Origin of the sequence: Bradyrhizobium sp. cir1 (assembly GCF_014198245.1) — a bacterium.
GTDB lineage: Bacteria > Pseudomonadota > Alphaproteobacteria > Rhizobiales > Xanthobacteraceae > Bradyrhizobium.
In genome coordinates, this window is the sequence record NZ_JACIHE010000009.1 from 227901 (window position 1) to 251904 (window position 24004).

Genomic DNA, 24004 nt, shown 5'->3' on the forward strand with positions numbered 1-24004 from the left:
CGCGCGAAGCGACGTCGAATGAGTCAAAAGCGTCACGCACGCGGCAAGAGTGCGACTCGAAAGACACACACTCGCCAAGATTTCGCCAAGCTGGAGTCACTGCGCCACATATGAGTCGAATTGTCGCATGTGGAAATCCGGTGGATAGAGTCAATCCGGGATTGAAAACCCCTTCAAGTGCGTGACCCGCAGCACTACCCAAAATAGCTATGATTATACGGGGATGCGGAACTATAGACCCGACACGCTGCAAAACTAGTTCGGAATCTGAATCAACTGATGCGATCGGATATATCAAGAAACAACTCGCAACAAACCAACAGCATCAAACACGCATAGCAACCGCTTTGTTAGGCGCGCTTGATCGGAAATCGGCAATTGTTACGGTCCTACTCAAGTGATTCTCGCCAGTTGGCGAGGAGATCGGCAAAGTTCAGTAGCGTTCGGACGCAATAGGCAACTTGGCGCAACTGTTCTAGGTCGCTGTCTCAATCCGCCCCGCGAGGTGATCCGTAAGACACCCGCCGGGCCTCACGCAGTAAGCGTTCAGTATCGAGTTGAAGTAACAGGCCGGCGGAAAACGCAGGCACTGAATGCGTAGGGCTGCCCGCGAATATCGAAACCATAACAACGGTTCGCGGGATGGAAATATCGTCAAACAGCATGGTCGCCGAGCCGGTGCATCACAACCACCAGCCGGCCGCGACAAGTGCGAAACAGGGGCGAAAGACTGATGTATATTATCGTTGATGATCGCGAGAGCGTCACGAACAGCTACGTTGGAGGGCTCGTTCGCGAAGGCGTATCGTCGATCGGCTTCTCCTCCGGAGAATTCTGGGACTGGCTGCAATCTGTGAGTGAATCGGACCTGGCAGCGGTCGACGCCTTCCTCCTCGGGGATTGCGATGCCCGCGGAAGCCTGCCGCGGGCGATGCGCAAGCGCTCCTCGGCTCCCATCATCGCCATGAGCGGCCAGAAGATGCTCAAGAACACGCTGGAGCTGTTCGAATCGGGTGTCGACGACGTCGTGCACGTGCCGATTCATCTCCGCGAGATCCTCGCCCGAACGGCCGCAATCGCGCGCCGCCGGGTGGGTGAGTTGCCGAGGCCCTGCGAGACCAGGATCCAGGTCTTCTTCAACGGGCGTGACCCCGAGATCGCGGGCCACGCCCTCACCCTGCCCCGCCGCGAACTGCGCATTCTCGAATATATGGTCAGCAACCACGGCAAGTGGATCACCAAGACGCAGATCTTCAACGCGGTGTACGGCATCTTCGAGTCCACCTTCGACGAGAGCGTGATCGAGAGCCACGTCAGCAAGCTGCGCAAGAAACTCCGCGATCGCCTCGGCTTCGATGCGATCGTGGCCCGGCGCTACGTCGGATACCGCCTCAACATCCCGGCCGGCGAGAGCCTCGAAGAGCCGATGCAGGAGCTCGACGAGGTCGGCATTCTCCTCAACAGGGCGCTTGCCGCCCCGGCGGCGTATCCGGCCGGAAACTGACGCGGCACGGCGCCGCCACGAAACCGACAACGGCCTCCGCGGAGCATCTTCGCGGAGGCCGTTGCACTTTCAGGAGCCGAGAGCGCGGAACACAGGCCTTGCACCGCGGGCGGAGCCGCAACAGGGCGCGACGAGACGAGAATGGCGCCTCAGGAGCTCATTCGGACGTGATCCTTCCGGAAAGCCACGTCACGCCTGTCCGGTGAAGCCTACGGCTTCGACTGGAATTCTTCCTTGGAGACGTAGTTGAAGTCCTCGACCAGGACGTCCTGGACGACGTCGGCCTGCATCCGCTCGTTGACGCGCTGCTTGATGGCCGTCGTGAGGATCGAGAGATCGTAGCGGGCGAGCTTCCTGAAATCGAGGCGGTCGTCGGCATAGATCCTGCGGAACGCCTCGTCGACGACGAACGGCTCCGGCGGAACATTGAGCTGGTGCATGGTCCGCGCCTCCACGGTGTAGACGAAGCGCGCGACGATATAGCCCTGCACATTGCCGTTCTCGACCATGGGCACGCTCAGCGCCCGCGTCTTCTGGTATTGCAGCCCGTCGAGATAGGCGTCCTTGGCCGGCAAAAGGCTGCCGTTTTCCTTCCAATAGGCCACGGCGTAGCTCGTGCCCGCCGTGAGGATGCAGACCCAGAGCCCGGCGAGCACGAGTCTGATCATTTTCCGTCCTGCGTTGCGCGACCGGTATAGGTCCCGTCCGACTCGGCGTCCTTGATCGCCTTGACGATGATCGACGCAACCTCGCGCACCGCGTCGTAATGCATCTCGAGGATGGACCGGTTACGCTCGAGCTTCTCGCGCAGGCGCTGGATCTCCTCGGTGACCTCGACCTCGCTGCCGAGATGCATCCGTGCCCGCATCAGGCGGACGAACTCCAGCATGCTCCGGCTCTTGCGGGCGCTGAAGTCGTCGAAATCGATCTTCTTGCCCGTCGTGAGCGCGACCGTCTCCTCCTCGACGATATTTTCCAGCCGGCGGATCGCCGCCAGCAGGCCGCGCACCTCGTCCGATCTCACTGCATCAGCGCCGTCGATCACTGCCTCGCCGCCGACATTGGGCAGCAGCACGGGCAACAGCGCATCGGGAGATGCTGCAGCAATCGTCATCGCCTCGGTGTCCACGACCGGCGGCTCCATCACCAGGGCTGCCGCGCCTTCTTGTGCCTGCATAGGAAATTCACCCCTCAACTTCTGTCACCCGTTCCGGATCATCATCCGGCCTTCCCTGTTACGTCCGGTCCCGCCGAATTCGCTGCGGCGAGTTGCCTCGCAATGCCAATGCCCTTGCCCTTCGCGAGCTGGTTGCCGAGTTGTTCCGCCAGCATCGACTTCCAGACGCTGCCCGCGGTCCCCTTGCCGAACAGCTCCTCGGATTCCTTCGGCAGCATGGTCTCGACGAAGGTCTGGAGGATGAAGGCTTCGAACTTCCGGTAGACCTCGCCGGACGCCGGCGCCTTGATCACCTGCACCGGGGGTCCGTTCACCGCCCCCGACTGCGCTTCGGCGACCTTCGCCGCGGATTGATCAGCAGCCGCCGCGGCCTTGCCGACCTCGGCGTCCATCGTGGCGGCGAAATCGGCGTTCGACGATTTCAGCGCGTCGAGCTTCGCGGTCGCCGCGCGCTGCGTCACGGGATCGGCGGCCTCGAGAACATCGAGGACGAGGTCGGGTGTCGCAGTCACGATCATGTCTTGTTCCGGCTGGCTGGCGGTGGCATCCACGCGCGCACGGTAAGGCTTGTTCCCGTCATCTCCTCGAGCGAGCGCTTTTCGGCGTCGCGAAGCTTCTCCGCGAGCGCCGCCTTGGCAACTTCCTCGAGCTGTTTCACGCGGCGGGTCTCCGCGCGAACCTGGTCGAGCTGCCGCGAGGCTTGCTCCTTCACGGCGCGCGCGCCGACGCTTGTCCTGTTGAGCCGCCGTGCGATCGAATCGCTCGACGATCCCGCCGGCGGCTTCCCCTCGTTCAGCGCGCCGACCAGCCATTCCTGCTCGTCCTGCAAGCTGCGCTCCTGCTGCCGCAGGTGCGCGAGCTGCCATTCGGACAGCCGCAGCTGGAGCTTTACCAGCGAGACCATCCGACCGAGCTTGTCCGCGCGCGACTTCATGATCTGTCACTCCGCCAGCCACGAGGAGACGCCGAGGATGAACTGCGTCAAGAGCTCGTCGCTGGTGAGGTAGAGCAGCAGGAAACCGCCGAACAGCACGAAGGGCACCGAGATGAAATAGACCGGGATCGCCGGCGTCAGCTTGTTGATCAGCCCGACCGCGAAATTGACTATGACGGAATAGACGATGAACGGGCTGGCGATCCGCAGCGTCAGCACGAACGCCTCCGACAGGCGGCCCACGAGCTGGTCGAGCGCCATGCTGCCGCCGATCCGGCTGCCGGGATGCCAGACGTCATAGGAGTTCATCAGCCCGCGCAGCACCTGCCAGTGCTGGTCGGTCACGAAGAACAGCGTGGTGACCGACGCCATGATCAGCGGCACGAGGGCCGGTGCCGGATCGGTATCTGCGACAGGCGTTCCCGGGATGTTGCTCAGCCCGATCGCGCTCGCCATCACGGTTGCCATGGTCTGGAGCGCGAGGAAGAACACGCGCCCGCCGAGGCCGATGACGCTGCCGACCAGGACCTCCGAGCCGATCAGGAGCGCGAGCGACAGCGGCGCCGCGTTGTCCGTCAGAGGTTTCAGCACCGCGATCAGGATCGGCGTCAGCGCGAACGTCGTGACCAGCGCGATGAACAGGCGGACCTGGGCCGGGACGTTGACGCTGGAATAGCCGGGCACGAACATCAGGCAGGCGCCGATGCGGCAGAACACGATGAACGTTACCAGCACGCTGTCGGCGAGGCTGCTGATCACGATATGGCTCCGAGCGCACGGATCTCGGCGCTGCGCGCCACTTCGACATGCGACAGGATCGGCAGCGTCGGGAACACCCGTTCCAGGATCATCCTGACATAGGGACGGGCTTCGGGGGTCACCGCCAGCACCACGCTGGTGCCGTTCTCGGTGAACTTGCGGATCGCGGCGCTGGCTTCCGTGGCGAACTGCTCGATGAGGCGCGGATCGGCATCGAATTCGACGACGTCACCCTTGGCATCGCGCTTCAGGCTCTGGTGGAAGGCGAGATCCCAGCGATTGCCGAGGCGGACCACGTTGAGCACGCCGTTGTCGGAGAGGTCGCCGCAGATCTGCTGGGCAAGGCGCGTGCGCACATGCTCTGCGACCTGCTCGGAGCGCCGCACATGGGGCGCGATCTCGGCGATCGCCTCGAGGATCAGATGCAGGTTGCGGATCGACACGCGCTCGGCCAGCAGGATCTTCAGGATCGCCAGCAGGCCGGAATAGGAGATCTGCGACGGGCAGAGATCCTCGACCAGGCGCTTGTATTCGGGATCGAGCCGGTCGAGCAGCGCGCGCATGTCCTTGTAGGACAGGAGTTGGGCGAGGTTCGCCCGGAGCACTTCGCTCAAATGCGTGAGCAGCACCGACAGATTGTCGACCGGCTTGCAGCCCTGCCGCCTGACCTCGTCGGTGAAGGCTTCCGTCACCCACAGCGCCTTCATGCCGAAGGCGGGTTCGATCACCTCCTCGCCGGGCACGTCCGGCTTGCCGTCCTTGTCGACGAGCACCAGCACCTCGCCGAGCCTGAGCTCGCCGTGGGCGACGCGGGTGTCGTGGATGCGGATCTGGTAGCCCTTGGGATCGATCGACAGATTGTCGGTGAGCTTGATCTCTGGAATCACGAAGCCGTATTGCTTGGCGAACTTCTTGCGGATCTTGGCGACGCGGTGCGCAAGCTCGGTGCGCGAGCCCAGCAGGTGGACCGAAAGATGGCCGCCGAGCGCCAGCTCGATCTCCGCCGTCCTGAGCGATTCCTTGACCGATTCCTTGGCCTCGGCCTGGGCGCGCTCGTCGGCCTTGCGCGCATCTTCCTTCTGCTTCAGGGCCGCCTGCCGCTTGGGCAAGGAGTAGCCGACGAAGGCCATGACGCCGCCGAGCAGCACGAAGGGCGCCATCGGCAGCCCCGGCATCAGCGCGAGCACGAACATCATCAGCGCGGCGGCCGACACCGCGCGGGGATAGCCGCCGAGCTGCCGGAGCACGGCCTGTTCCGCCGAACCCCTGGTGCCGCCCTTGGAGACCAGCAGGCCCGCGGACAGCGACACGATCAGCGCCGGCATCTGCGACACCAGACCGTCACCGACGGAGAGCTTGGTGTAGACATCGGCGGCGCGCGACAGCGTGAGGCCGTGATGGGTAACGCCGATCACGATACCGCCGAAGATGTTGATCGCGGTGATGATCAGGCCGGCGATGGCGTCGCCGCGGACGAATTTCGAAGCACCGTCCATGGCGCCGAAGAACGCGCTTTCCTCTTCGAGCTCGCGGCGGCGGCGCTGGGCCTCCTTGTCGTCGATCAGGCCCGCGGACAGGTCCGCGTCGATCGCCATCTGCTTGCCGGGGATGGCGTCCAGGGTGAAGCGGGCGCCGACCTCGGCGATACGGGTCGCGCCCTTGGTAATCACGACGAAATTCACCGTGACCAGGATCGCGAAGATGATCAGGCCGATGACGAAGTCGCCACCCATGACGAACTTCGAGAAGCCGGCGACGACATAGCCGGCGGCCTGCTCGCCCTCCCCGCCGCGCGACAAGATGAGGCGCGTGGTCGCGATGTTGAGCGCCAGGCGCAGGATCGTCGCGATCAGCAGCACGGTCGGGAACGCCGAGAAATCCAGCGGCCGCTGGATCCACAGCGCGACCATCAGGATCAGCGCCGACAGCGCGATCGAGAAAGCGAGGCCGAGATCGATCAGGATCGGCGGAATGGGCAGGAACAGGATCGTGAGCATGGTCACGATGCCGGCCGCAAAAAAGGCGTCCGCCCCGAATCGGCGCGGGCTGGGCAGGCTAGCAGCTAACGTATCGGCCATGGGTCACCGGCAGAGGGTCCGCCCCGTAATCTGCCGCGCAAAGCTTACGCGAGGGTGGTGGCCAGCTCGCGGCTCAGAAGCCCCGCTCGATATGCGAATAGACCATCTCGGTGAAGGTGGAGAGATGGGCGCCGATGAAGGAGCCGGAGACGGCGACGACCACGAGAATGACGATGATCTTCGGAACGAAGGTCAGCGTCACCTCCTGGATCTGGGTCAGAGCCTGCATCAATGCAATGATGGTGCCGACCAGCATCGCTGCGCCGACCGCAGGCCCGGAGGCGACGATGATGGTCCAGATCGCCGCCTGGACGATGTCGAGGGCGTCCCGCTCGTTCATGACTGGCTGATCGTGAGGCCGGGCCCGACGGCGACCTTGGTGCCGTTCTCGAGGGTCGCGACGGCGCCGTCGCTGTTGATGGAGACCGACTTGACCTTGCCGGAGAAGGTCGCGCCGGTCGTGTCGGTGAAGCTCACGGTCTTTCCGATCAGTCCGTCGGCCTGCGACAACGACTGCGAGGACAGCAGCGCATCCAGCTTCGTATTGGTCTGCATGGCCTGCTCGACCGTCGAAAGCTGGGCGAACTGGCTCATATATTGCGAGGTATCCATCGGATTGGTTGGATCCTGGTTCTTCATCTCGGCGACGAGGAGCTGAAGAAAGGTATTGTAGTCGACGGTGTTGCTCGACGTGTTCGTCGTGGTGCTGGTCGACTTGCTGGTGCTGTCGGTCGCGCTGGTGACGTTCATATCGCCTCTCCGCTGTCAGGCAGCCTGGAATGGGGTTTCAGTGGTGGCGCCGGCCAGGATCGCCTGCTCCACCGGGAACAGCGCCCGGATCCGCTTGAGCGCCTCGAAGTAGCGGGTCGCCCCGACCAGTTCGTCGACCGCGGCAAGCCCCTCCAGCATCTCGCGGCTTTCGCACACCGCGACCAGGGCCGCGTGATGCTGCCCGTAGAGCGCCGAAGCGTCGCGGACGTCGGTCGGGTTCATCAGCATGAGCTGGACGATGAAATAGAGCTGCCGCATCGCCGTGGTGGCATCGGACGCCTGCATGATCTGCCCTTCGAGCAGGAACATGACGTCGTTGACGAGTTCGACGGACACCTTCCGGTCGACGCGCAGCACCGCGCCGTTGACGTAGATCCGTTCGCCCGCCCGCAAGGATATCTTCATTAGAGCGCGTCTCGGATCAGGCGGTTGATTTCGATGAGCTGCATGACGTCGTTCGACTTCTCCTCGCGAAGGCGGTCGGCTTCCTTGACCACCCACAAGCCGATCGAAATGATCTCCGCGCGCAGCTTCTCGGGAAGCCCGTTTTCCGGATGCGAGAGATCCTCGATGAAGATTGTCCACAGCCGCCGCACATAGAGCAGGCTCTGGACCTGATCCTCGAAACTTGAGCGTCCCTTCTGGAGCCGCTCGAGGCGGTCGATGCCGAGGCTGAGCGCCTGCCGCTCGCGCGCCCTCGCCTCATAGCCGCTCTCGTCGACGACCGCTGCATAGGCTTCAAACGTCATCAGGACCACTCTGCGCAGAAAACGGAATAAGACAAGGGTCGTAAACCTCGAAAAACGAGCTTCTAACTCAGAGATAGTTGATGAGGCTGATCTTCTGGAGCTGCGAGGTCAGCGCCAGCGCCGTCTGGATCTGGGTCTGCAGGGTGTTGACCCGGACCGAGGCTTCCGTCGGATCGACCTTCTCCATACCAACGATCTGGTTGTTCAGAATGTCCTGCTGCGCCTTGAGCTTGTCGGTTGCGGAGGTGATCCGCTGCTGCACCGTGCCGACGCCGCCGCCGAGCGTAGCGAGATCGGTGATTGCACTACCAACGAGGCCGATGGCCTTGTCCACGACGACCTGGAACGTCTCTTGGCTCAGTTTCGCGTTCCCGAGATCCGCCATCATGGTATAGGCCTCGGCGAGCTTGCGGAAGCCGGTCTGGTTGGCGCTGACCGACGTATCGGCGATCTCGGTCGTGGAGATACGGCTTTGCATGACCTGGTCGGTGGCCGATGACCAGTTGGTGTTCCAGGCCGGGCTCGCGAACTCGGCATCGAAGGTGGTGTTGAGGAACGTCTGCATCTGGGTCGGGGTAATGCCGCTCACGCTGGCCGAGGATTGCGGGAAACCGAAGGCGGCGTTGAAGTCGAAATCGACCTGGTTCTTGCTGGCCGAGCCCGCGGCGTAGGCCGTGATCGGCATGTTCTGCGTGTTGACGCCCGAGAAAAGATACGAGCCGTTGTAGGAGACGTTCAGCGCGCCGATCAGGTCCTGGAGGTTGGCGGACGCAGGCGGCAGGACGATCCGCCCGCCGTTGTCGGTACTGCGGGCCGCGATCAGGTCCTTGAGGAAGTCCGTTGCGGTCGTGCCGAGCTGCGTGATCCGGCTTTGCGTCACGTCGAGGCGTCCCGAGACGAGCTCGTTGGTATCGACGAGCTGATCGGCGAAGCTCCAGTCCGCCCGCAAGGTGAGGTCGCTTCCCGTCGTGGCACCAAGCTCGAGGCCAACATCGGCGAAGCGGCCGGTGGTCGCTTCCTTCGACGCCTTGCTGAGCGCAGCCTGGTTGTTCGTGATCGAGGATCTCAACGACGAAGACAGCATCAGGGTCGAGATGTAGTTCGCGCTCATCATGGCTTAATTCCCCACGGCAGCCAGCAGGCTCTGCAACATTTCGTCGACGGTCGAAATGATCTTCGACGAGGCCGAATAGGTGCGCTCGACCTGAAGCATCAAGGACATCTCGTCGTCCATGTTGACGCCGCTGACGTTGGACAGCGCCGCGGTGCTGCGGTCGAGCAGCGTTTTCTGGTAGGTGACGTTGGAGTCCGCGGTCTTGCGCTGGTTTTCGATCCAGCTCGTCGACGACGACGCGTAGTCGATCAAGCTGCCGCTCGGCTTGCCTTGCGTGGTTGCATCGAACGGCTGCGCCGCATCCATGCCGCCGATGAGCTGCTGCAGCCGGGCCGAGTAGCCGCCGTTGCCAGCGGTGTTATATTTGTATGCAGGGTTGCCGCTGATCGCGCCGTCGCGCAGCAGATTGACATTGCCGCCCAGCGCCGGATCGACTGATGCCGCGACACTGATCAGGCCGGCAAGACCGACCGAGACGGTGGCGCTCGCCGGCAGCGCCGGCGCGCCGGGATAGGTGAAGAGACCGGGAACGTCGGGCAGCGCCGCGGCGGTCTGATCGCTCTCCCTGAAGGTGTTGATCAGACCGCGCGCGATTTCGTCGAGCTGGCTCTGATAGGTGACGGTGTCTTTGTCACGCAGCTGGGCGAGCCCCGCGAGCTTGCCCGACTTCAGCGGCATCACCGAGTTGGCGCCGGTCACCGGGACGCCGTCGATATAGACCGCATTGCCCGTGGTGCCGGGTGAATAGATGTTAGTCGCCGTGAAGCTGACCGTTCGCGCCGTCTTGTCGAACAGCACGACGCCGCTGTCGGTGTAGAGCGCGGCATCGCCGTTGGTCCGGATCGACATCGAGACGCCGACCTCCTCCGACAACTTCGAGACGATGCTGTCGCGCTGGTCGAGATAGTCGGTGACGTCGTCACCGGCAATCGTCCCCTTTACGATCGCATTGTTGACCTTGTCGAACTGGGCCAGGAGCTGGTTGATGTTGGCGACCGAGGTCGCCATGTCGGCATCCGCCCCCTCGCGAACCGATTGCACGGTCTTGGTCGCCTGATTGAGCGCGGTCGCCATGTCCTTGGCGGACGTGACCGCCGCTTGCGCCAGCGTGGTGTTGTCCGGCGCGTTGGCATATTGCTGCAGTGCCTTCTTCAGCGCATTGAGCTGCGCCGTCGGCGACTGGTCGAGCTCCGTATCGTCGACCGTGGCAGATGCGATCTTCTGAAGGCCGTCATAGATCGCACCCTGCTTGGCCGACGACGAGGTCGCGATCAAGACGTTGTTGTAGAGACCCGAGCTGGCGGCGCGCTGGATCGCCGCCACATAGACGCCGGCTCCGGGAAGATTGTCCAGCACCGCGATCTTGCGCGAATAGCCGGCGGCGCTGGCACCGGCGATGTTGCGCGAGATCGTCGAGGACTGGATGCCCGACGCCATGAGCGAGGCGCGGGCGGAGTCGAGAGCGGCGGTAAGGGACATGATTTGCTCTTGCCCGGAATGCGCGCTGAAGAATTCAGCGCTTCAGGTTGACGACGACGTCGAGCAGATCAGCGCCGGTCTGGAACGATTTTGAGTTCGCAGTGAAGCCGCGCTGGGCCTCGATCATTCCGGTGAGCTCGTCCGCAAGGTCGACGTTGGAGTCTTCCAGGGCGCCCGACTGGATCGTGCCGAGACCGCCGGTGCCGGCATTCCCGGCCTGCGCATTGCCGGAATTCATATTGGTCGAATAGACGTTGCCGGGCTCCGGCGTCAGATTGTCGGGGCTCGGGACGTCGGCGAGCATGATGGTGTAGAGCGTCATCTGCTGCCCGTTCTTGAGGATCGCCGTCACATGGCCGGCGGTGTCGACATCGACCTTGTCGATGGACGAGGGAGCGCTGCCATTGACGTTCGCCTTGAAGCTGAAGTCGGTTCCGGTCTGCGTCATGTTCGACATGTTCAAGGTCATTGCCGCACCGCCGGGAACGGTAAAGGTCATACCGGTCGGGCTCGTCCCGGCCAGCGCGCCTTTGCCGACGGCGGTCGTATCGAAGGTGAAAGTCGTGGCGGCGGCGAGCGATGCACCTGTCGCGGAGTTGTAAGCCTGAACCTGCCAGGTGTCAGAGCCGGCGGCCGTCGCCGTGTGAGACATGTAGACGTCGATCGTAACGGCCTGGCCGATATTGTTGTAGGCCACGATCGAGCTCTTCGACGAATATGACGCCGGGCCGGGCGGACCGGCGATCACGGCCGCTTTCGGATCCAGATTGCCGGTCGTCAGTGTTCCCGCCGTCGACGGCACGGGCACCTGCGAAACCTGGGCAACGTTGACGATCTGCATGCCGGACAGGCTGTTCTGCGAGAAGTTGCTCACGTTACCGGGCTGACCCAGAAGGTAATAGCCGGCCGCGTTGACCAGATTGCCCTGGGCGTCCGGCACGAACGAGCCGGCGCGCGTCAGATATTGCTGCGTGTTGTTGGCGTTCGAGACCACGAAGAAGCCGTTGCCCTGGACAGCGAGGTCCGTGGTCGACGTGGTGAACTGCGTGTGTCCCGCGTCGCTGATGGCGTAGCGAACCGTCGTCTCGACGGCGCCGGAATCGTAATTGCCCGAACCGCTCTTCAGGATCAGCGAGGAGAATTCAGTCGAAGCCCGCTTGTAACCGGTCGTGTTGACGTTCGCGATGTTGTCCGAGACTGTCGACAGCTTGTTGGACTGCGCAGACATGCCGGAAACGCCGGTGCGCATAACACCATACAGGCTCATGAATTGGGCTCCTTCGGTAGGTTGCAGCTACAATGAGGGTTCTTGCTTGCGCGGGGCTGATGGTCGGGAACCTTGCACAACTTCCTGTTGTCAGGTCGTTTTCGGCTGACAGAACGAGCGCGCCTTGTCGGTCCAGGCCCCGAAGCCGCTGGAGACGAGATGAGCGACGATGTGACAGACATAGCGCTTCTGCGCCGGCTGGTTGTTGGGGCCCGCATTGTAGCGGGCGACCGCCATGGTCCAGCTGCCCTCGCGCTGCTTCAGCTCTTTCAGGAAACGCGCGGCGTAGTCGACATTCCGTGCGGGATCGAACATCGCCCGCACCGAAGTGAACTTGTCGCCGTGGTAATAGTGGTTGATCTGCATGCAGCCGAGGTCGATCAGCTTGATGCCCTTGGCTCGCATCGTCTCGAAATTCGCGATCGCATCGTTCATGTCCTTGGCGAACACGGTCTGGCCGTCGGTGCCCAGCGCATAGGGATAGAGCGCGCCGCGCCGTCCGGTCTCGGTGAGGCCGACGGCGTAGAGAATGCCGAGCGGAATGCCGTGCTGCTGGGCCGCACGCGCCATCTCGCGCTCGCACGGGCGCGCGCTGTCGGCGGCGGCCTCCGCGGCGCCGGCGTTACAGATAAACAGGGCCGCGACGAATCTGCGGCGCCACGTCCTGGTCATGACGCGTCTCCTGGTTGGACTGGCGCTCCTGCCGGGCCTGCCTCGCACCGCCGTCCGATTGTCCCGACGACGTGCTGGCGCCGTCGAACGTGCCTTGCGACTGTGAGGATGACTGTTGCTGGCCCGAGAGCTGCGGCTGCGACTGGCCGGAGCCGCTCTGGAATCCATCGAGCGAGCCGTGCTGGACGGGTGCGACGTCGGCGACGTAACCGGCCGACTGCATCAAATCGCGGATCGAGTCGCGCTGCTGGTCCAGCATCTGGCTCGTGTCCTTGCGTTCGGCCGCGAGGTGGATCGAGACCTCCGAGCCGACCAGGCGAAGGCGCACGGTGACGTTGCCGAGCGCCGGCGGCTCGAGGTTAACGGTCAGGATCTTGAGCGGCTGGTCCGGCGCATTGGTCTGGGACGCGGCGAGATCAGGGGCTGCGGACGCCGTTGATGCCGATGATTCCTTCAGCTCGGCGACCACGGCATTGGCGACCTGTTGCGGAGCGTTGAACTGCGCCGGGGGCAGATGAGTCTCCTGCTGGACCACGGTGACCTTGGTGGCCTCGGGCAATGCGTCCCGGGCCTGGGCTTTGACGGCGCGTTCGACATTCGCCGTGACGGCCTCGAAGCCCGACGTTGCGGGCAATGCCTTTGACGGACCCTCGTTGTCCTGCTGCGCGGCTACTGCCGCCTGCGAACGCGCGCCGATCGGCGCGGTAGCGCCCGGCGCAGGATCAGCGGCGGCGATCTTCGCCATGCCCGTAGCCTGAACCTCGCGCTTCGACGTGGAGGAACGCTCGTCGCGCGCGGACGCATCCTTCCCGTCACCCGCCTGCGATTGCAGCTGTGACCTCACCGCCGTCACGGCAGCGAGCTCCTGTCCGACGATCGCGGGCATGCTCGACCGGTTCGAAACATCCGCCTTTGCGGCATCGTCGACCGAACCTTGCCTCTCCGACGCGTGATCGGTCTTCTGGCCGGACGATTTGTGACTGGAGCTGGTCTCGTCGGCCAGCTCGGTGCGTTCCTGCCCCGTTTCGTCCTTCCCGGCCTGATGCGCCAGGCGCGCGCGCAGCGTTCCAGCCTTCACGGTCGTGTCGCTGGCCTCGTCGTTGAGGGCCCGCTTCGCCAGGTTCGAGACGGTGCGAAGCAGATCGTTGAACGAGGAATCCGCGTGCGATTTTGCCCCCGCGGCTTTCGCCGAACGCGACGCACCGCGCATGTTGAGGCTCTCGGCGAGACCCGAGAAGAGCTGTCCGGAGGTTCCGCTGAGTTTGGTCATGGGCGGCGATCCTTGGCAAGGAGTTCGAGTTCGCCGAGCTGCTTCTGCGCACGCGCGAGCGTCGCGGTCGATGATGCGAGATCGAGGCGCGCCGGCGTAGCCGGAGGCTTGTCGGCGGTGGCGGCGGGTCCGCTCGCGAATGGCTTGCGAACGTCGAGCGCGAGCTGCAACGTTGCATTCAGGAGGGCAACGTCGCGCTCGGGCAGCTTCGACCGGTCGAGTGCCTTCAGCTCGGCCAGACCGCCGTCATATTCGTCGGTGAGCGCCCGCGAGGCGCCGCGGAAGAAATGCGCACGCTCGCGCTCCACTGATGCATCGGCGCTGAGCCCCAGTGCGCGCTCGCCGGCCAGCCGGGTCACGCCCATCCGTCCACGCAGCATCGCGTTGCGCGCAATGACGAGATGAAGCTTGACGCGGTTGGCGCGGTCGATCTGCTCCAGCAGGGCGACGATCCGCGCAAAGCGGCGCTCGTCGAGCGCCAGGCTCGATTGCGTCAGGCCTGTGGAGAAGCGCTGCCAGAAATCGCCGGCATAGATCGAGTTGCGGTAATGGCGGATATAGGCCAGCGTCAGGAACTCGAACTTGTCGAAATCCTCAGCCTGCCCGACCAGCAGGATCTCGCGCCGCAGCGCCGCCTCTTCCACCAGCGTGCCGGGCAGGAGCAGACGCGCGTCGTCCAGCCGCTCGATCGCGAGCGATGCCTCGGTGCGTGCGAAAAGCGCACCCTGCACCAGCGCGACCTGTCCGCCCAGGCCCGACGGAAGCGTCCGCGGCTTGACGTCCTTGAGCAGCTCGCGCGCTTCGTCCTGACGACCCTCGACATAGGCGAGCGCGCCATCGAATAGTCGACCGTCGACGTTGATCTTGTCGCGCGGCAGCTTGCGGACCAGTTGCGGCGCGCCGCCGCTGAGCAGGTAGATGACGACGGCCTGGCCGTTCTGCGGATTGCTCCACACGTTTGCATCGGCGGCGAGAAACTTCTCGCCGATCTGCCGGATCAGCGCGATGTGGCTGCCATGCGCCGCGGTGTCGCCGTTGGCGATGCCGTCCTGCACCGCCTGCAAGGCACGCACGAGCTCATACGGTTCGCTTGACGTCGAGGCAGGGACCGGCGCCGGATCGGCGAGCGCGGGCGCCGCCGTCGGCGGCAACACCATCAACAAGGCGGCGCAGAGAAGCAGCCTGATCACGGACGCTTCTCCCGGATCAGGATCTCGATCCGACGATTCTGCGCGGCTGCCGGGTCGCTGGGAAGTTTCGGCCGCCGGTCGGCATAACCTTCGACATGCTCGATTCGCAGTGCATCGACGCCGGAGCGGACCAGCATGTAATAGGCCATCTGCGCACGCGCGGTCGACAGCCGCCAATTGTCGTAGTTCTCCGATTTGTACGGCCGATTGTCGGTGTGGCCGCGGACGATGATCATGCCGGGGCGCTTCGCCAGCAGCGGCCCGATCTTGTCGATCACCCGGATGAGTTCGGGCCGCGGCTCGGCCGAGCCGACCGCGAACATGCCGAAGCTCGCATCGTCGGTCAGGCTGACCAGCAGGCCTTCCTCGACCTGACGCACCTCGGCCACCGGTCCCGCACCTGCCTTGATGTCCGACAGTGCATCGGCGATCGCGGACTGCAGCTGCTTGACGGTGGGTTGCTGCGTTTGCGCAGCTTCGCGCGGTTCGGAATCCTTCTTCGCGTCGTTGGGACGCGCCTGCGCGCCGGGCTGCGCGTTCGCCTGGATGCTGCCGTCGCGGGACGACTGCGACGGCGCGGGTCCCGGCGGCAGCAGGGGCGACAGGCTCGCGGACGACGCATCCGCGTTCGGAGCGATGCTTCCACCGGCATCATCCGTCTTGGCGCGGCGCGCCTGCGGCTCGCCCTGCCCCGCGCCGGACGCGTTGTCGCGCGCGGACGCGTTGGGCTTCGGCTCGCTTTCGATGATGCGATCCGCGTCCTTCGAGGCCTGCGGCGCCAGCTTCCAATAGCCGGGGTCGAAGGGATCTCGATAGGCGTCGCCGCCCTTGAGCCCGTCCTCTTCCGCCGAGGTCAGCGAGCCGGCGCGACGCTGGCCCGAGGCCTCGTTCGCGTTGTTGGCGATCTCGGCAAGCGTCGCATAGGGATCGCGGAACAGGACCTTCTCCTCGTAGAACGGCGGCTTCTCGGCCGTCGGGGAGTCGCCGCGACGTTCCTCGCTCGGCCCACCCGGCTGACGCCGGCCCTCCTGGCCGTCGAACGTGGTCGGCTCCTTCTTGGTGAGATCCTTCAGACCTTTCGGCGCCGGCGCGTTCTCGGCGAGCTTGATCGGGTTGAAGTAGCTCGCAACCACCTGCTTCTGGTCCTGGTTGAGCGCGTTGAGCAGCCACATGACCAGGAAGAACGCCATCATCGCGGTCATGAAATCCGCATAGGCAATCTTCCATACGCCGCCGTGATGCGCCTCCTCGGCGAAGGCGCTGCGCCGGCGGACGATCACGAGCTCCTGCTTGACCTCTTCCACCATGGCTGCTACCGGCGCGCCTCCTTCAGACGTTCGCCCCAGGCTGTGATCTGCGTCTCGATCACGGTCTGGTCGGCGACGACGCGGACCTCAGAAGTCTCGGCGACCTCGTACTCGACTCCCGTGCGCCTGCTAGCCTCGAGCTGGGTTCTCACGAGGTCGAGCAGCTCGCTCGGGCCGGTGACCTTGAATACCGGCACCGGCGAATTGCCGGTCAGCGCCGCAATCTGCTCGACCAGCGATCCAACCGCCTTGTCGCGGACCGCATCGGCAAGGAAAGGCAGCAGGATGCGCGCGACGGAGCTCGCGATGTTGGTTTCGATCTCGCGGCAAGCCGCCTCGAAGCCGCCGACGATCGCGGCCGCCTGCTGGTCGGACCACTTGGCCCGCTCTTCGCCGAGCCGGATCGCGCTGCGGACGCGCTCCTCGGCAACCCTGGCATCGCCTTCGGCAACACCGGCGGCATGGCCGCGACGATAGGCATCGTCGAGAAGATTGACGGGCGGAGCTTCCGCTTCGGGCACTGGAGGCGCCGGCTGACGCTGCGGCTGAGCCTGCGGTTGCGGCTCGCGCCGGGCCTCCTTCGGCCTCGTCAACACGTCCTGGATCTTGGGCGGCGGAGGCGGCGGCGGCGACTTGACCCGGCCATTCGCGTCGAACTGCGTCAGGAGTTTTCCGATTGCCGCGTTCATGCCGCCTCCTCGCGTCGCATCCAGTCTTTAAGGATCGCTGCCGCTTGCCCCTGATCGAGCCGGACGATCTGCTCGAGCCGCTTCTGCGGTGTTCGCTGCATCTTGCCTTCGAGATCCTCAACGAGGTTGAGTTCGGGATCCTGGCTCTCGGTCAATGCAAGGGCCGCGGCGGCTTCGAGCTCGGCAGCCTCAGCCGCCTCGGTCTGCTCCTGCGCCGCACGATGGGTCAGAATGCCGTTGACCGCGGGCCGAAGTCCGAACCAGACCAGCATCGAAGCGACGGCCAGGATCGTCACCGCGTTGATGACGCTGCCGAGCTGCTTGTTGATCATCTCGACGAAGCTGATCGGCGGCACCGGCGCGAGTTCGCGCGAGCCTTCGATGAAGTCGACGGCTGTGACCTGGATCTGGTCGCCGCGCGTCTTGTCCAGCCCGCCGGCCGTCGCCGCGAGCTGGCTGATCTCGGCGAGCTTGCTGTCGACGATGGCCTGGTTGCTCTTGTCGCCGAGATCGGCGACCAGACGCGCGCGGTTGACCAGCACGGCGATGAAGAGCTTCTTGACCAGATAGCCGTCGCTCACCGTCGTCGTGGTCTTCGACGACACCTCGAAATTGGTGACGTCCTCGCGGCGGGTCTTGTCCTCGCTGGAGTTCTTGCCACCGCCGGCGTTCACCTGCTGATCGGGGAGGTTCTGTTGCACCGTGGTCGGCTGCGAACGGTCCGCGTTCTGCGACGATTCCTTCTCGCGCACGTTCCGCACCGAACGTTCGGCGCGGCTCTCCGGGTCGTAGACGGTCTCGTTGATCTGCCGCTTGTCGGTAGAGAGCTGCGGGGCGACGCTGACCTCGAAATTGTCCAGGCCCAGATACGGCGTCAGCGCCTTGCGGATGTTCTCCTGCACCATCCCGCCGACCGTCTTCTGCAGGCTCGCCATCTTGGTCGGCGCGGCGCTTGCCTCGTCCTCCTCGGCGAGCAGCATCGAGCCGTCGGCATCAAGCACCGTCACCTTGTCGCGGCTCATGCCGGGGATGGCGGCCGCGACCAGATGACGGATCGACTGCGCCGTGCGCGCCTCGATCGCGCCGTCGGTGCGCAGCACGACCGATGCCGAAGGCGGCTGCTGGGTCGCGCGGAACGAGCCGCGCACCGGCAGCACGATGTGCACGCGCGCGGCCTTCACGCCCTTCATCAGCTGGACGGTGCGCGCGATCTCGCCCTCGAGCGCGCGCAGCTTCGTCACTTCCTGCATGAACGAGGTCAGGCCGAGCGAGCCGATCTTGTCGAACAGCTCGTAACCGGAATTGGCGCTGGTCGGCAGGCCTTTCTCGGCGAGCAGCATGCGCGCCTGCATGGTCTGGCTCGGACGCACCGAGACGGCGTCACCGGCGGTATTGACGTCGAAGGCGATGTTCTGCTCGCGCAGCGCTGCGCCCATGCGCGTCACGTCTTCGCGGGTGAGGCCGGTATAGAGCGTCTCGAATTCGGGTCGGCTCAGATAGTACGCGCCGCCGACGACGGTGACGAGAACGGCAAAGCCGATCAACCCCAGGGCCATCAGCCGTCGCGGTCCAAGCTCCAGCAGATTGTTGAGCAGTTGCTGTATCTGCGCACGACTGAACAGCATATGACCTCGTACCAATGCGAACGTAGAGGACACTCCGCTGCCAACCTTGTCTGAAGGTTGCGCGAGACAACGAATGTGTCGGTTCGCGGGTGAGGCGTGGTAAATTTACAAGAAATCGAGTGACGCGGCCGCGTATCGGTGCACAGGCGGCTGCAGCACGGCGCAAGCGGCTGCGGCGTGCTGCTCGAAATCTGGCGTCAGGGGATCGATTGCAGGCACATCTTGTGCCGTCATATCCGCCGGTCATGGCGGAGACCGTGCTCCCGAGGGAGCACGGTCGTTTTCGAAGCCGCGGCTTAGCGGAACAGCGAGAGGATGCTCTGGCTGTTCTGGTTGGCGATCGAGAGCGCCTGAACGCCGAGCTGCTGCTGGGTCTGAAGCGCCTGCAGGCGCGTCGATTCCGCATTCATGTCGGCGTCGACGAGCTGGCCGATACCGCGATCCACGGAGTCCATCAGGTTCTTGACGAATTCCGTGTTGGTCGCGATGCGGTTCTTGACGGCACCGAGATTGGCGGCGGCCGAGGCAACCGTGTTGATCGCAGCGGTGACCTGGGTGATGTAGCCGTCGAGCTTGGTCTGGTCAGTCGCCGCGTCGGTCAGCGCACCGATGGCGAGCGTGTCGACCGACGCGAACCCGGTCGAGCTGCTGCCGATCACCGTATCCAGGATACCGGTCTTGGTTGCGCCGTTGACGGTGTAGAGCGCGAAGGTGGCCGTGGTCACCGTGATGGAGCCGATGGTGGGCGTACCGCCGACACGCGAGTACGACGACACGAGGTTGAAGCTCGTCGGCGTGGCCGTGGAACCGGTCGAGGTGTCGATGCTCAGCCAGTTGATGCCGTTGATCGTTGCCGAGTTGGCCTTCAGCTTCATATCCTGCTGGATCTGGGTGATTTCCGACTGGATTTTGGTCCGGTCGATACCGGCGGTCTTGGCTTCGACCAGCAGGGCCTGGAGCTTGGTCAGGCCGGAGTCCTTGTCACCGATGACCGTGTTCAGAGCGGTGTATTCGGTGTCCACCATCGCGGCCGACAGACCGAGCGAGTCGGAGACCGCGGAGAGCGCGGCGTTGTCGGAGCGCATCGAGGTCGCAATCGACCAATAGGCCGAGTTATCCGCGGCAGTCGAAACGCGCTGGCCGGTCGAGATCCGGTTCTGCGTGGTCGCGAGCTGCGAGCTGACGTTGCGGAGGGTCTGCAGCGCGGTCATTGCAGACGAGTTGGTGAGAAGGCTAGAACCCATTTTTGATGTCCCTTTGACGATTGAATTAAGTTTGGGGACATACCGGGCTTGCACCGGTACGGCAGGGCGGCGTCATGCCTTTGGGCCACGGAAATGCGTGTGAAGACCCAACCTGTCGTAGCGGTGAGGTTACCCGCCGAAGCTTGTGCGAGGCTTGTGGCCCTGTGACTCGGTTGCAACAACCGGCCTGAATCACGGCGTGGACGCGGCATCACACCGGACAAAAGAAGGGCCGCGCTTCGCGAGAAGCGCGGCCCCCCCCAGATGAGTTGGGGTTTAGCGGAACAGCGACAGGATGCTCTGGCTGCTGTTGTTGGCGATCGAGAGCGCCTGAACGCCAAGCTGCTGCTGGACCTGGAGGGCCGCAAGGCGAGTGGATTCCTGGTTCATGTCAGCGTCGACGAGCTGGCCGACACCGCGGTCCACCGAGTCCATCAGGGACTTGACGAACTCCGTGTTGGTCGAGATGCGGTTCTTGACGGCACCGAGATTGGCGGCGGCCGAGGCCACCGAGCCGATGGCGGCGGTGACCTGCGCGATATAGCCGTCGAGCTTGGTCTGGTCAGTCGCCGCGTCGGTCAGCGAGCCGATGGCGATCGTGTCGATCGAGGCGCCGGTGGAGCCGGCCACCGTATCCAGGATACCGGTCTTGGTTGCGCCGCCGGTGGTGTAGAGCGCGTAGGTGGCGGTCGTCACCGTGATGGAGCCGATGGTGGGCGTGCTGCCGACGCGCGAGTACGACGACACGAGGCTGAAGCTCGTCGGCGTGGCCGTGGATCCGGTCGAGGTGTCGATGCTCAGCCAGTTGATGCCGTTGATCGTCGCCGAGCCCGCCGTCGACTTCATCTGCTGCTGGATCTGGGTGATGTCAGCCTGGATCTTGGTCCGGTCAATACCGGCGGTCTTGGCTTCGACCAGCAGCGCCTGCAGCTTGGTCAGACCGGAGTCCTTGTCGCCGATGACCGTGTTCAGAGCGGTGTATTCGGTGTCGACAGTCGCGGCCGACAGACCGAGCGAGTCGGAGACCGCGGAGAGCGCGGCGTTGTCGGAGCGCATCGACGTCGCGATCGACCAGTAGGCAGCGTTGTCCGAAGCGGTCGACACGCGCTGGCCGGTGGAGATACGGGTCTGCGTGGTGGCGAGCTGCGAGCTGACAGACCGCAGGGTCTGGAGCGCGGTCATGGCAGTCGAGTTCGTAAGCAGGCTTGACATTGCGAATGTCCCTTTATGTACGCGTTACATTTTCACGAGGGGACATACCGGGCTTTCACCGGTACGGAGGGGCGGCATCATGCCTTTGGACTGATGTGGGTGGCGTCCAACCCGCCGTGCCGCATTGCTAGCACGCCGAATCTTGCGCCGAGATTAAGACCGACTTGAATTTCGTAGCAAAATCATATGGTTACCATTACCCTCCGGTAACCATAAGCCGGTACTTCTCGCTAACCATAACCCGCCTGCTGGCCGACGGTCCGTTACGAGAACGAGCGCACCAGTCCGGAGGCCAGCAGGTTCCAGCCGTCGATCAGCACGAAGAACAGCATCTTGAACGGCAGCGCGAGGATCGTCGGCGGCATCATCATCATGCCCATCGACATGGTCAGCGTCGCCACGATCATGTCGATGACGAGGAACGGCAGCATGATGAGGAATCCGATCTCGAACGAACGCCTGAGCTCGGAGATCATGAAGGCCGGAATGATCACGCGCAGATCGATGCGCTTGTCGTCGAACTTCTTGCGGAAGCTTTCGGCGGCGAGCGACTCGAAGGTCTGCAGGTCCTTGTCGCGGACATGGGCCAGCATGAATTCGCGGAACGGATCGGTGATCTTCAGATACGCCTCTTCCTCCGAGATCTCGTTCTTCATGAGAGGCTGGACGCCGCTCTCCCAGGCGCGGTCGAAGGTCGGCGCCATCACATAGAAAGTCATGAACAGCGCAAGGCTGACCAGCACCAGATTGGCGGGCGTGGTCTGAAGGCCGAGACCGGAGCGCAGGAACGACAGCGCCACCGCAAATCGCGTGAAGCTCGTCACCATGATGAGCAGCCCCGGCGCCACCGACAGCACCGTGATCAGCGCCATCAGCTGGATGATGCGGCCGCTGGTCGAGCCATTGCCGGGCGGCAGCAGCGAGTTGAGGTCCGGGATCTGGGCGAGCGCCACTTCGGGCAGCACGGCCAGAAGCAACGCGAGCAGCAGGACTTTCACTCTCACTGGATCACCAACGTCTCTATGATCAATTCGCGGACCTTGCCGGACGAGCGAATATTGGCGCGCTCGGTCAGATCATCGCGCAGATGCTGGAGCCCGCGCGATCCCTCGAATTGCGCCACCGAGGACGACCGCAGATAGGTCACGATGTCCTCGCTGATATGGGCGGCCAGGATGCCGGCATCCTCGTCGCTCATGCTCTCGGTCACCATGGAGGCTTCGACGCGGGCCCAGTTGTTGGCCGGCGCGGCGAGATTGGTCACGATCGGCGACAATTTTCGAAGCCGGGCGCTGCCGGCGTAGCTCGACGCGACCGGCGGCGGCGTGGCGCTCTTCTTCGAGTCGGCGACGCGCTCGGCGGCCGCAAACAGGTGCAGGCCTGCGAGTGCGCCAGCACCGATCGCAACCAGAGTCAGCGCCACGATGGCCGCAATCAGGCGCATGACGTCCCCTGCCCTCGCGGCGCGATCATGCCGCCACGAACCTCAGAACGGTGCCACGGTGTCATAGATCCGATGCCCCCATCCAGGCTGCTGCACGTCAGACAGGTTTCCGCGACCGCCATAGGACACACGCGCCTCGGCGATCTTGTCGTAGGAGATCGTGTTGGTCCGTGAAATATCGCGCGGCCGCACGATGCCGCCGACATTGAGCACGCGCATCTCGGTGTTGACGCGGAATTCCTGCGAGCCGCTGATCATCATATTGCCGTTCGGCAACACGTCGGTGACGATTGCGGCGATGGACAGCTTGATGTCCTCGGTGCGGTCGATCTGGCCGTTGCCCTTGATCTGGGTGTTGGTGCTGAGATTGGCGTTGGCTTGTCCCTTGTCGGTCCATCCCGCGACATCCATCAGCCAGTCCAGCCCGAACTTGATCTGCGAATCGCGCGAGCGATCGGTCTTGTTGTCGAGCTTGGCCTTGTCCTGCATCGAGATGATCACCGTCACGACATCGCCGGTGCGGCGCGCGCGGGGATCGCGGTAGAGATCGACGCCGTCGTCCCAGGTCGAGCGGTAGCTGACCGGCGTGCGCACGCGCGGCGTCACCGGGATCGGATCGGCCTGCGTTCTCAGGCCGCTGCCGACCGGCGACAATCGCGGACCAGTCAGGACCTCGGCCGGGTCGTTGACGCATCCGGCAAGCATCAAGAGCGACAGGATGAGGATCAGATTCTTCATCTATTTGGTCTTTCCGTCATCCACGCGGCGCATTCCGCCGAGCACGTCGGCAAGGTGCGCGGCGCGCGCCGTATCCATCTCGTTGAAAATTGCGCTCGAGCTCCTCGGGCTGAGCTTGGCAAGCACGGCTGCAGCGGTCTCGTCCGACATGCCGGCGATCTGGGTGGCCGCGGCGTCCGGCTTCATCCGCGAATAGATCTCGACGACCTGCGCTTCGGCCTTCTTCAGGAAGTCGTCGCGCAGCACCATCCACTTCTCGTACTCGGCGCGCTTGGCCTCGACCTCGGCGATCCGCTCGCGGAGCTGGGTCTCGGCCTTCTCCAGTTCCTTGATCTGCCAGGCGAGCCTCGCATCGACGGCGGGATCAGCCACGTTGCTGCAGAACAGGGCGACCTCGTTGTCGGCGGACACGGCGGCCTGCGGCGGTGCAGGCTTCGGCGGCGCCGTAACGCTGCCGGGCTTGGCCGGACGTGCGGGCGCAGGGGCTGGTGCTGGCGCCGGCGTCTCCGAAGCCGGCACTGCGCCCGTGATCGCGGGCCCGCTATCTTCGGCCGCCCACGCCGTCGCCCGCATCGACGCATTGTCACCCGGGATCGGCGTATGCGGCTTCTGCGGTCCCGGCGCGCGCGCGCGGGCGAAGGAAAGCAGGTTGAGCGGCTTCGATGGCTTGGCTTCATCCAGCGCAAGCACGGGCGAAGCGCCCGCGAGCGCCACGGCCGCGACCAGAAGGAGTTTGGCTTTGTGATCCAGCTTCAGCATCGGGCCGCGTACGATTCTCGGT

The 24004-nt window shown here is 64.3% G+C and carries 26 protein-coding genes; 1 reads left to right on the top strand and 25 read right to left on the bottom strand.

What is annotated here, in order from left to right:
* Window positions 1-733 precede the first annotated feature (733 nt).
* Entirely contained in the window at window positions 734-1504 is a 771-nt protein-coding gene (locus GGD63_RS20350; RefSeq protein ID WP_183244960.1) for a response regulator transcription factor, read from the top strand.
* 209 nt (window positions 1505-1713) lie between these two features.
* Here GGD63_RS20350 and GGD63_RS20355 read toward each other — a convergent pair whose 3' ends face one another.
* The 25 genes from GGD63_RS20355 to GGD63_RS20475 all read right to left on the bottom strand — a co-directional run bounded on the left by GGD63_RS20355 (window position 1714) and on the right by GGD63_RS20475 (window position 23982).
* Window positions 1714-2172: a hypothetical protein gene (locus GGD63_RS20355; protein ID WP_018641232.1), complete on the bottom strand. Its 459-nt coding sequence runs from the start codon at window positions 2170-2172 to the stop codon at window positions 1714-1716.
* Window positions 2169-2681, bottom strand: a complete 513-nt coding sequence (locus GGD63_RS20360) for a flagellar biosynthesis protein FlgN (protein ID WP_183244961.1) — start codon at window positions 2679-2681, stop codon at window positions 2169-2171. The genes GGD63_RS20355 and GGD63_RS20360 overlap by 4 nt, the downstream gene beginning before the upstream one ends.
* A 41-nt stretch (window positions 2682-2722) precedes the next feature.
* Window positions 2723-3199, bottom strand: a complete 477-nt coding sequence (locus GGD63_RS20365; protein ID WP_183244962.1) for a rod-binding protein — start codon at window positions 3197-3199, stop codon at window positions 2723-2725.
* Window positions 3196-3615 (bottom strand): hypothetical protein, encoded by a 420-nt coding sequence (locus GGD63_RS20370; protein WP_183244963.1) that lies wholly within the window; start codon window positions 3613-3615, stop codon window positions 3196-3198. Before GGD63_RS20370 ends, GGD63_RS20365 begins: the two co-directional genes overlap by 4 nt.
* A 6-nt stretch (window positions 3616-3621) precedes the next feature.
* A complete protein-coding gene (gene fliR / locus GGD63_RS20375) occupies window positions 3622-4374 on the bottom strand; it encodes a flagellar biosynthesis protein FliR (RefSeq protein WP_183244964.1) in 753 nt (250 codons plus the stop codon).
* Window positions 4371-6452 carry a flagellar biosynthesis protein FlhA gene (gene flhA / locus GGD63_RS20380; protein WP_183244965.1) on the bottom strand — a complete coding sequence of 694 codons (2082 nt, stop codon included), beginning with the start codon at window positions 6450-6452 and terminating at the stop codon, window positions 4371-4373. The genes fliR and flhA overlap by 4 nt, the downstream gene beginning before the upstream one ends.
* 73 nt (window positions 6453-6525) lie before the next feature.
* Window positions 6526-6792 (bottom strand): flagellar biosynthesis protein FliQ, encoded by a 267-nt coding sequence (gene fliQ / locus GGD63_RS20385; RefSeq protein ID WP_018641238.1) that lies wholly within the window; start codon window positions 6790-6792, stop codon window positions 6526-6528.
* A complete protein-coding gene (flgD, locus tag GGD63_RS20390) occupies window positions 6789-7202 on the bottom strand; it encodes a flagellar hook assembly protein FlgD (protein ID WP_183244966.1) in 414 nt (137 codons plus the stop codon). Before flgD ends, fliQ begins: the two co-directional genes overlap by 4 nt.
* A gap of 15 nt (window positions 7203-7217) precedes the next feature.
* Window positions 7218-7628 (bottom strand): flagellar biosynthesis repressor FlbT, encoded by a 411-nt coding sequence (gene flbT / locus GGD63_RS20395; RefSeq protein ID WP_183244967.1) that lies wholly within the window; start codon window positions 7626-7628, stop codon window positions 7218-7220.
* Window positions 7628-7972: a flagellar biosynthesis regulator FlaF gene (gene flaF / locus GGD63_RS20400; protein WP_183244968.1), complete on the bottom strand. Its 345-nt coding sequence runs from the start codon at window positions 7970-7972 to the stop codon at window positions 7628-7630. The genes flbT and flaF overlap by 1 nt, the downstream gene beginning before the upstream one ends.
* A 67-nt stretch (window positions 7973-8039) precedes the next feature.
* Complete coding sequence (locus GGD63_RS20405) at window positions 8040-9086, bottom strand: flagellar hook-associated family protein (RefSeq protein ID WP_183244969.1); 1047 nt, start codon at window positions 9084-9086, stop codon at window positions 8040-8042.
* 3 nt (window positions 9087-9089) lie between these two features.
* Window positions 9090-10565 carry a flagellar hook-associated protein FlgK gene (gene flgK, locus GGD63_RS20410; RefSeq protein WP_183244970.1) on the bottom strand — a complete coding sequence of 492 codons (1476 nt, stop codon included), beginning with the start codon at window positions 10563-10565 and terminating at the stop codon, window positions 9090-9092.
* Window positions 10566-10599: 34 nt separating this feature from the next.
* Window positions 10600-11832, bottom strand: coding sequence for a flagellar hook protein FlgE (locus tag GGD63_RS20415; RefSeq protein WP_183244971.1), 1233 nt, complete (start codon window positions 11830-11832; stop codon window positions 10600-10602).
* 90 nt (window positions 11833-11922) lie between these two features.
* A complete protein-coding gene (locus GGD63_RS20420) occupies window positions 11923-12504 on the bottom strand; it encodes a transglycosylase SLT domain-containing protein (RefSeq protein ID WP_183244972.1) in 582 nt (193 codons plus the stop codon).
* Window positions 12455-13774: a flagellar hook-length control protein FliK gene (locus tag GGD63_RS20425; RefSeq protein WP_183244973.1), complete on the bottom strand. Its 1320-nt coding sequence runs from the start codon at window positions 13772-13774 to the stop codon at window positions 12455-12457. Before GGD63_RS20425 ends, GGD63_RS20420 begins: the two co-directional genes overlap by 50 nt.
* Window positions 13771-14964 (bottom strand): chemotaxis protein, encoded by a 1194-nt coding sequence (locus GGD63_RS20430; protein ID WP_183244974.1) that lies wholly within the window; start codon window positions 14962-14964, stop codon window positions 13771-13773. Before GGD63_RS20430 ends, GGD63_RS20425 begins: the two co-directional genes overlap by 4 nt.
* A complete protein-coding gene (locus GGD63_RS20435) occupies window positions 14961-16268 on the bottom strand; it encodes a MotB family protein (RefSeq protein ID WP_183245009.1) in 1308 nt (435 codons plus the stop codon). The genes GGD63_RS20430 and GGD63_RS20435 overlap by 4 nt, the downstream gene beginning before the upstream one ends.
* 8 nt (window positions 16269-16276) lie before the next feature.
* Complete coding sequence (locus tag GGD63_RS20440) at window positions 16277-16960, bottom strand: hypothetical protein (RefSeq protein WP_183244975.1); 684 nt, start codon at window positions 16958-16960, stop codon at window positions 16277-16279.
* The gene (gene fliF / locus GGD63_RS20445) at window positions 16957-18585 is read right to left on the bottom strand and encodes a flagellar basal-body MS-ring/collar protein FliF (RefSeq protein WP_183244976.1); all 1629 of its coding nucleotides are present in this window, start codon (window positions 18583-18585) and stop codon (window positions 16957-16959) included. The genes GGD63_RS20440 and fliF overlap by 4 nt, the downstream gene beginning before the upstream one ends.
* Before the next feature lie 296 nt (window positions 18586-18881).
* Window positions 18882-19829, bottom strand: coding sequence for a flagellin (locus GGD63_RS20450; protein ID WP_183244977.1), 948 nt, complete (start codon window positions 19827-19829; stop codon window positions 18882-18884).
* Window positions 19830-20105: 276 nt separating this feature from the next.
* Entirely contained in the window at window positions 20106-21041 is a 936-nt protein-coding gene (locus GGD63_RS20455; protein WP_183244978.1) for a flagellin, read from the bottom strand.
* A gap of 263 nt (window positions 21042-21304) precedes the next feature.
* The gene (gene fliP, locus GGD63_RS20460; RefSeq protein ID WP_080135275.1) at window positions 21305-22045 is read right to left on the bottom strand and encodes a flagellar type III secretion system pore protein FliP; all 741 of its coding nucleotides are present in this window, start codon (window positions 22043-22045) and stop codon (window positions 21305-21307) included.
* Entirely contained in the window at window positions 22042-22485 is a 444-nt protein-coding gene (locus GGD63_RS20465) for a flagellar basal body-associated FliL family protein (RefSeq protein WP_183244979.1), read from the bottom strand. Before GGD63_RS20465 ends, fliP begins: the two co-directional genes overlap by 4 nt.
* A gap of 42 nt (window positions 22486-22527) precedes the next feature.
* Window positions 22528-23223, bottom strand: a complete 696-nt coding sequence (gene flgH / locus GGD63_RS20470) for a flagellar basal body L-ring protein FlgH (RefSeq protein WP_183244980.1) — start codon at window positions 23221-23223, stop codon at window positions 22528-22530.
* Window positions 23224-23982: a MotE family protein gene (locus GGD63_RS20475; RefSeq protein WP_183244981.1), complete on the bottom strand. Its 759-nt coding sequence runs from the start codon at window positions 23980-23982 to the stop codon at window positions 23224-23226.
* Window positions 23983-24004: the final 22 nt, after the last annotated feature.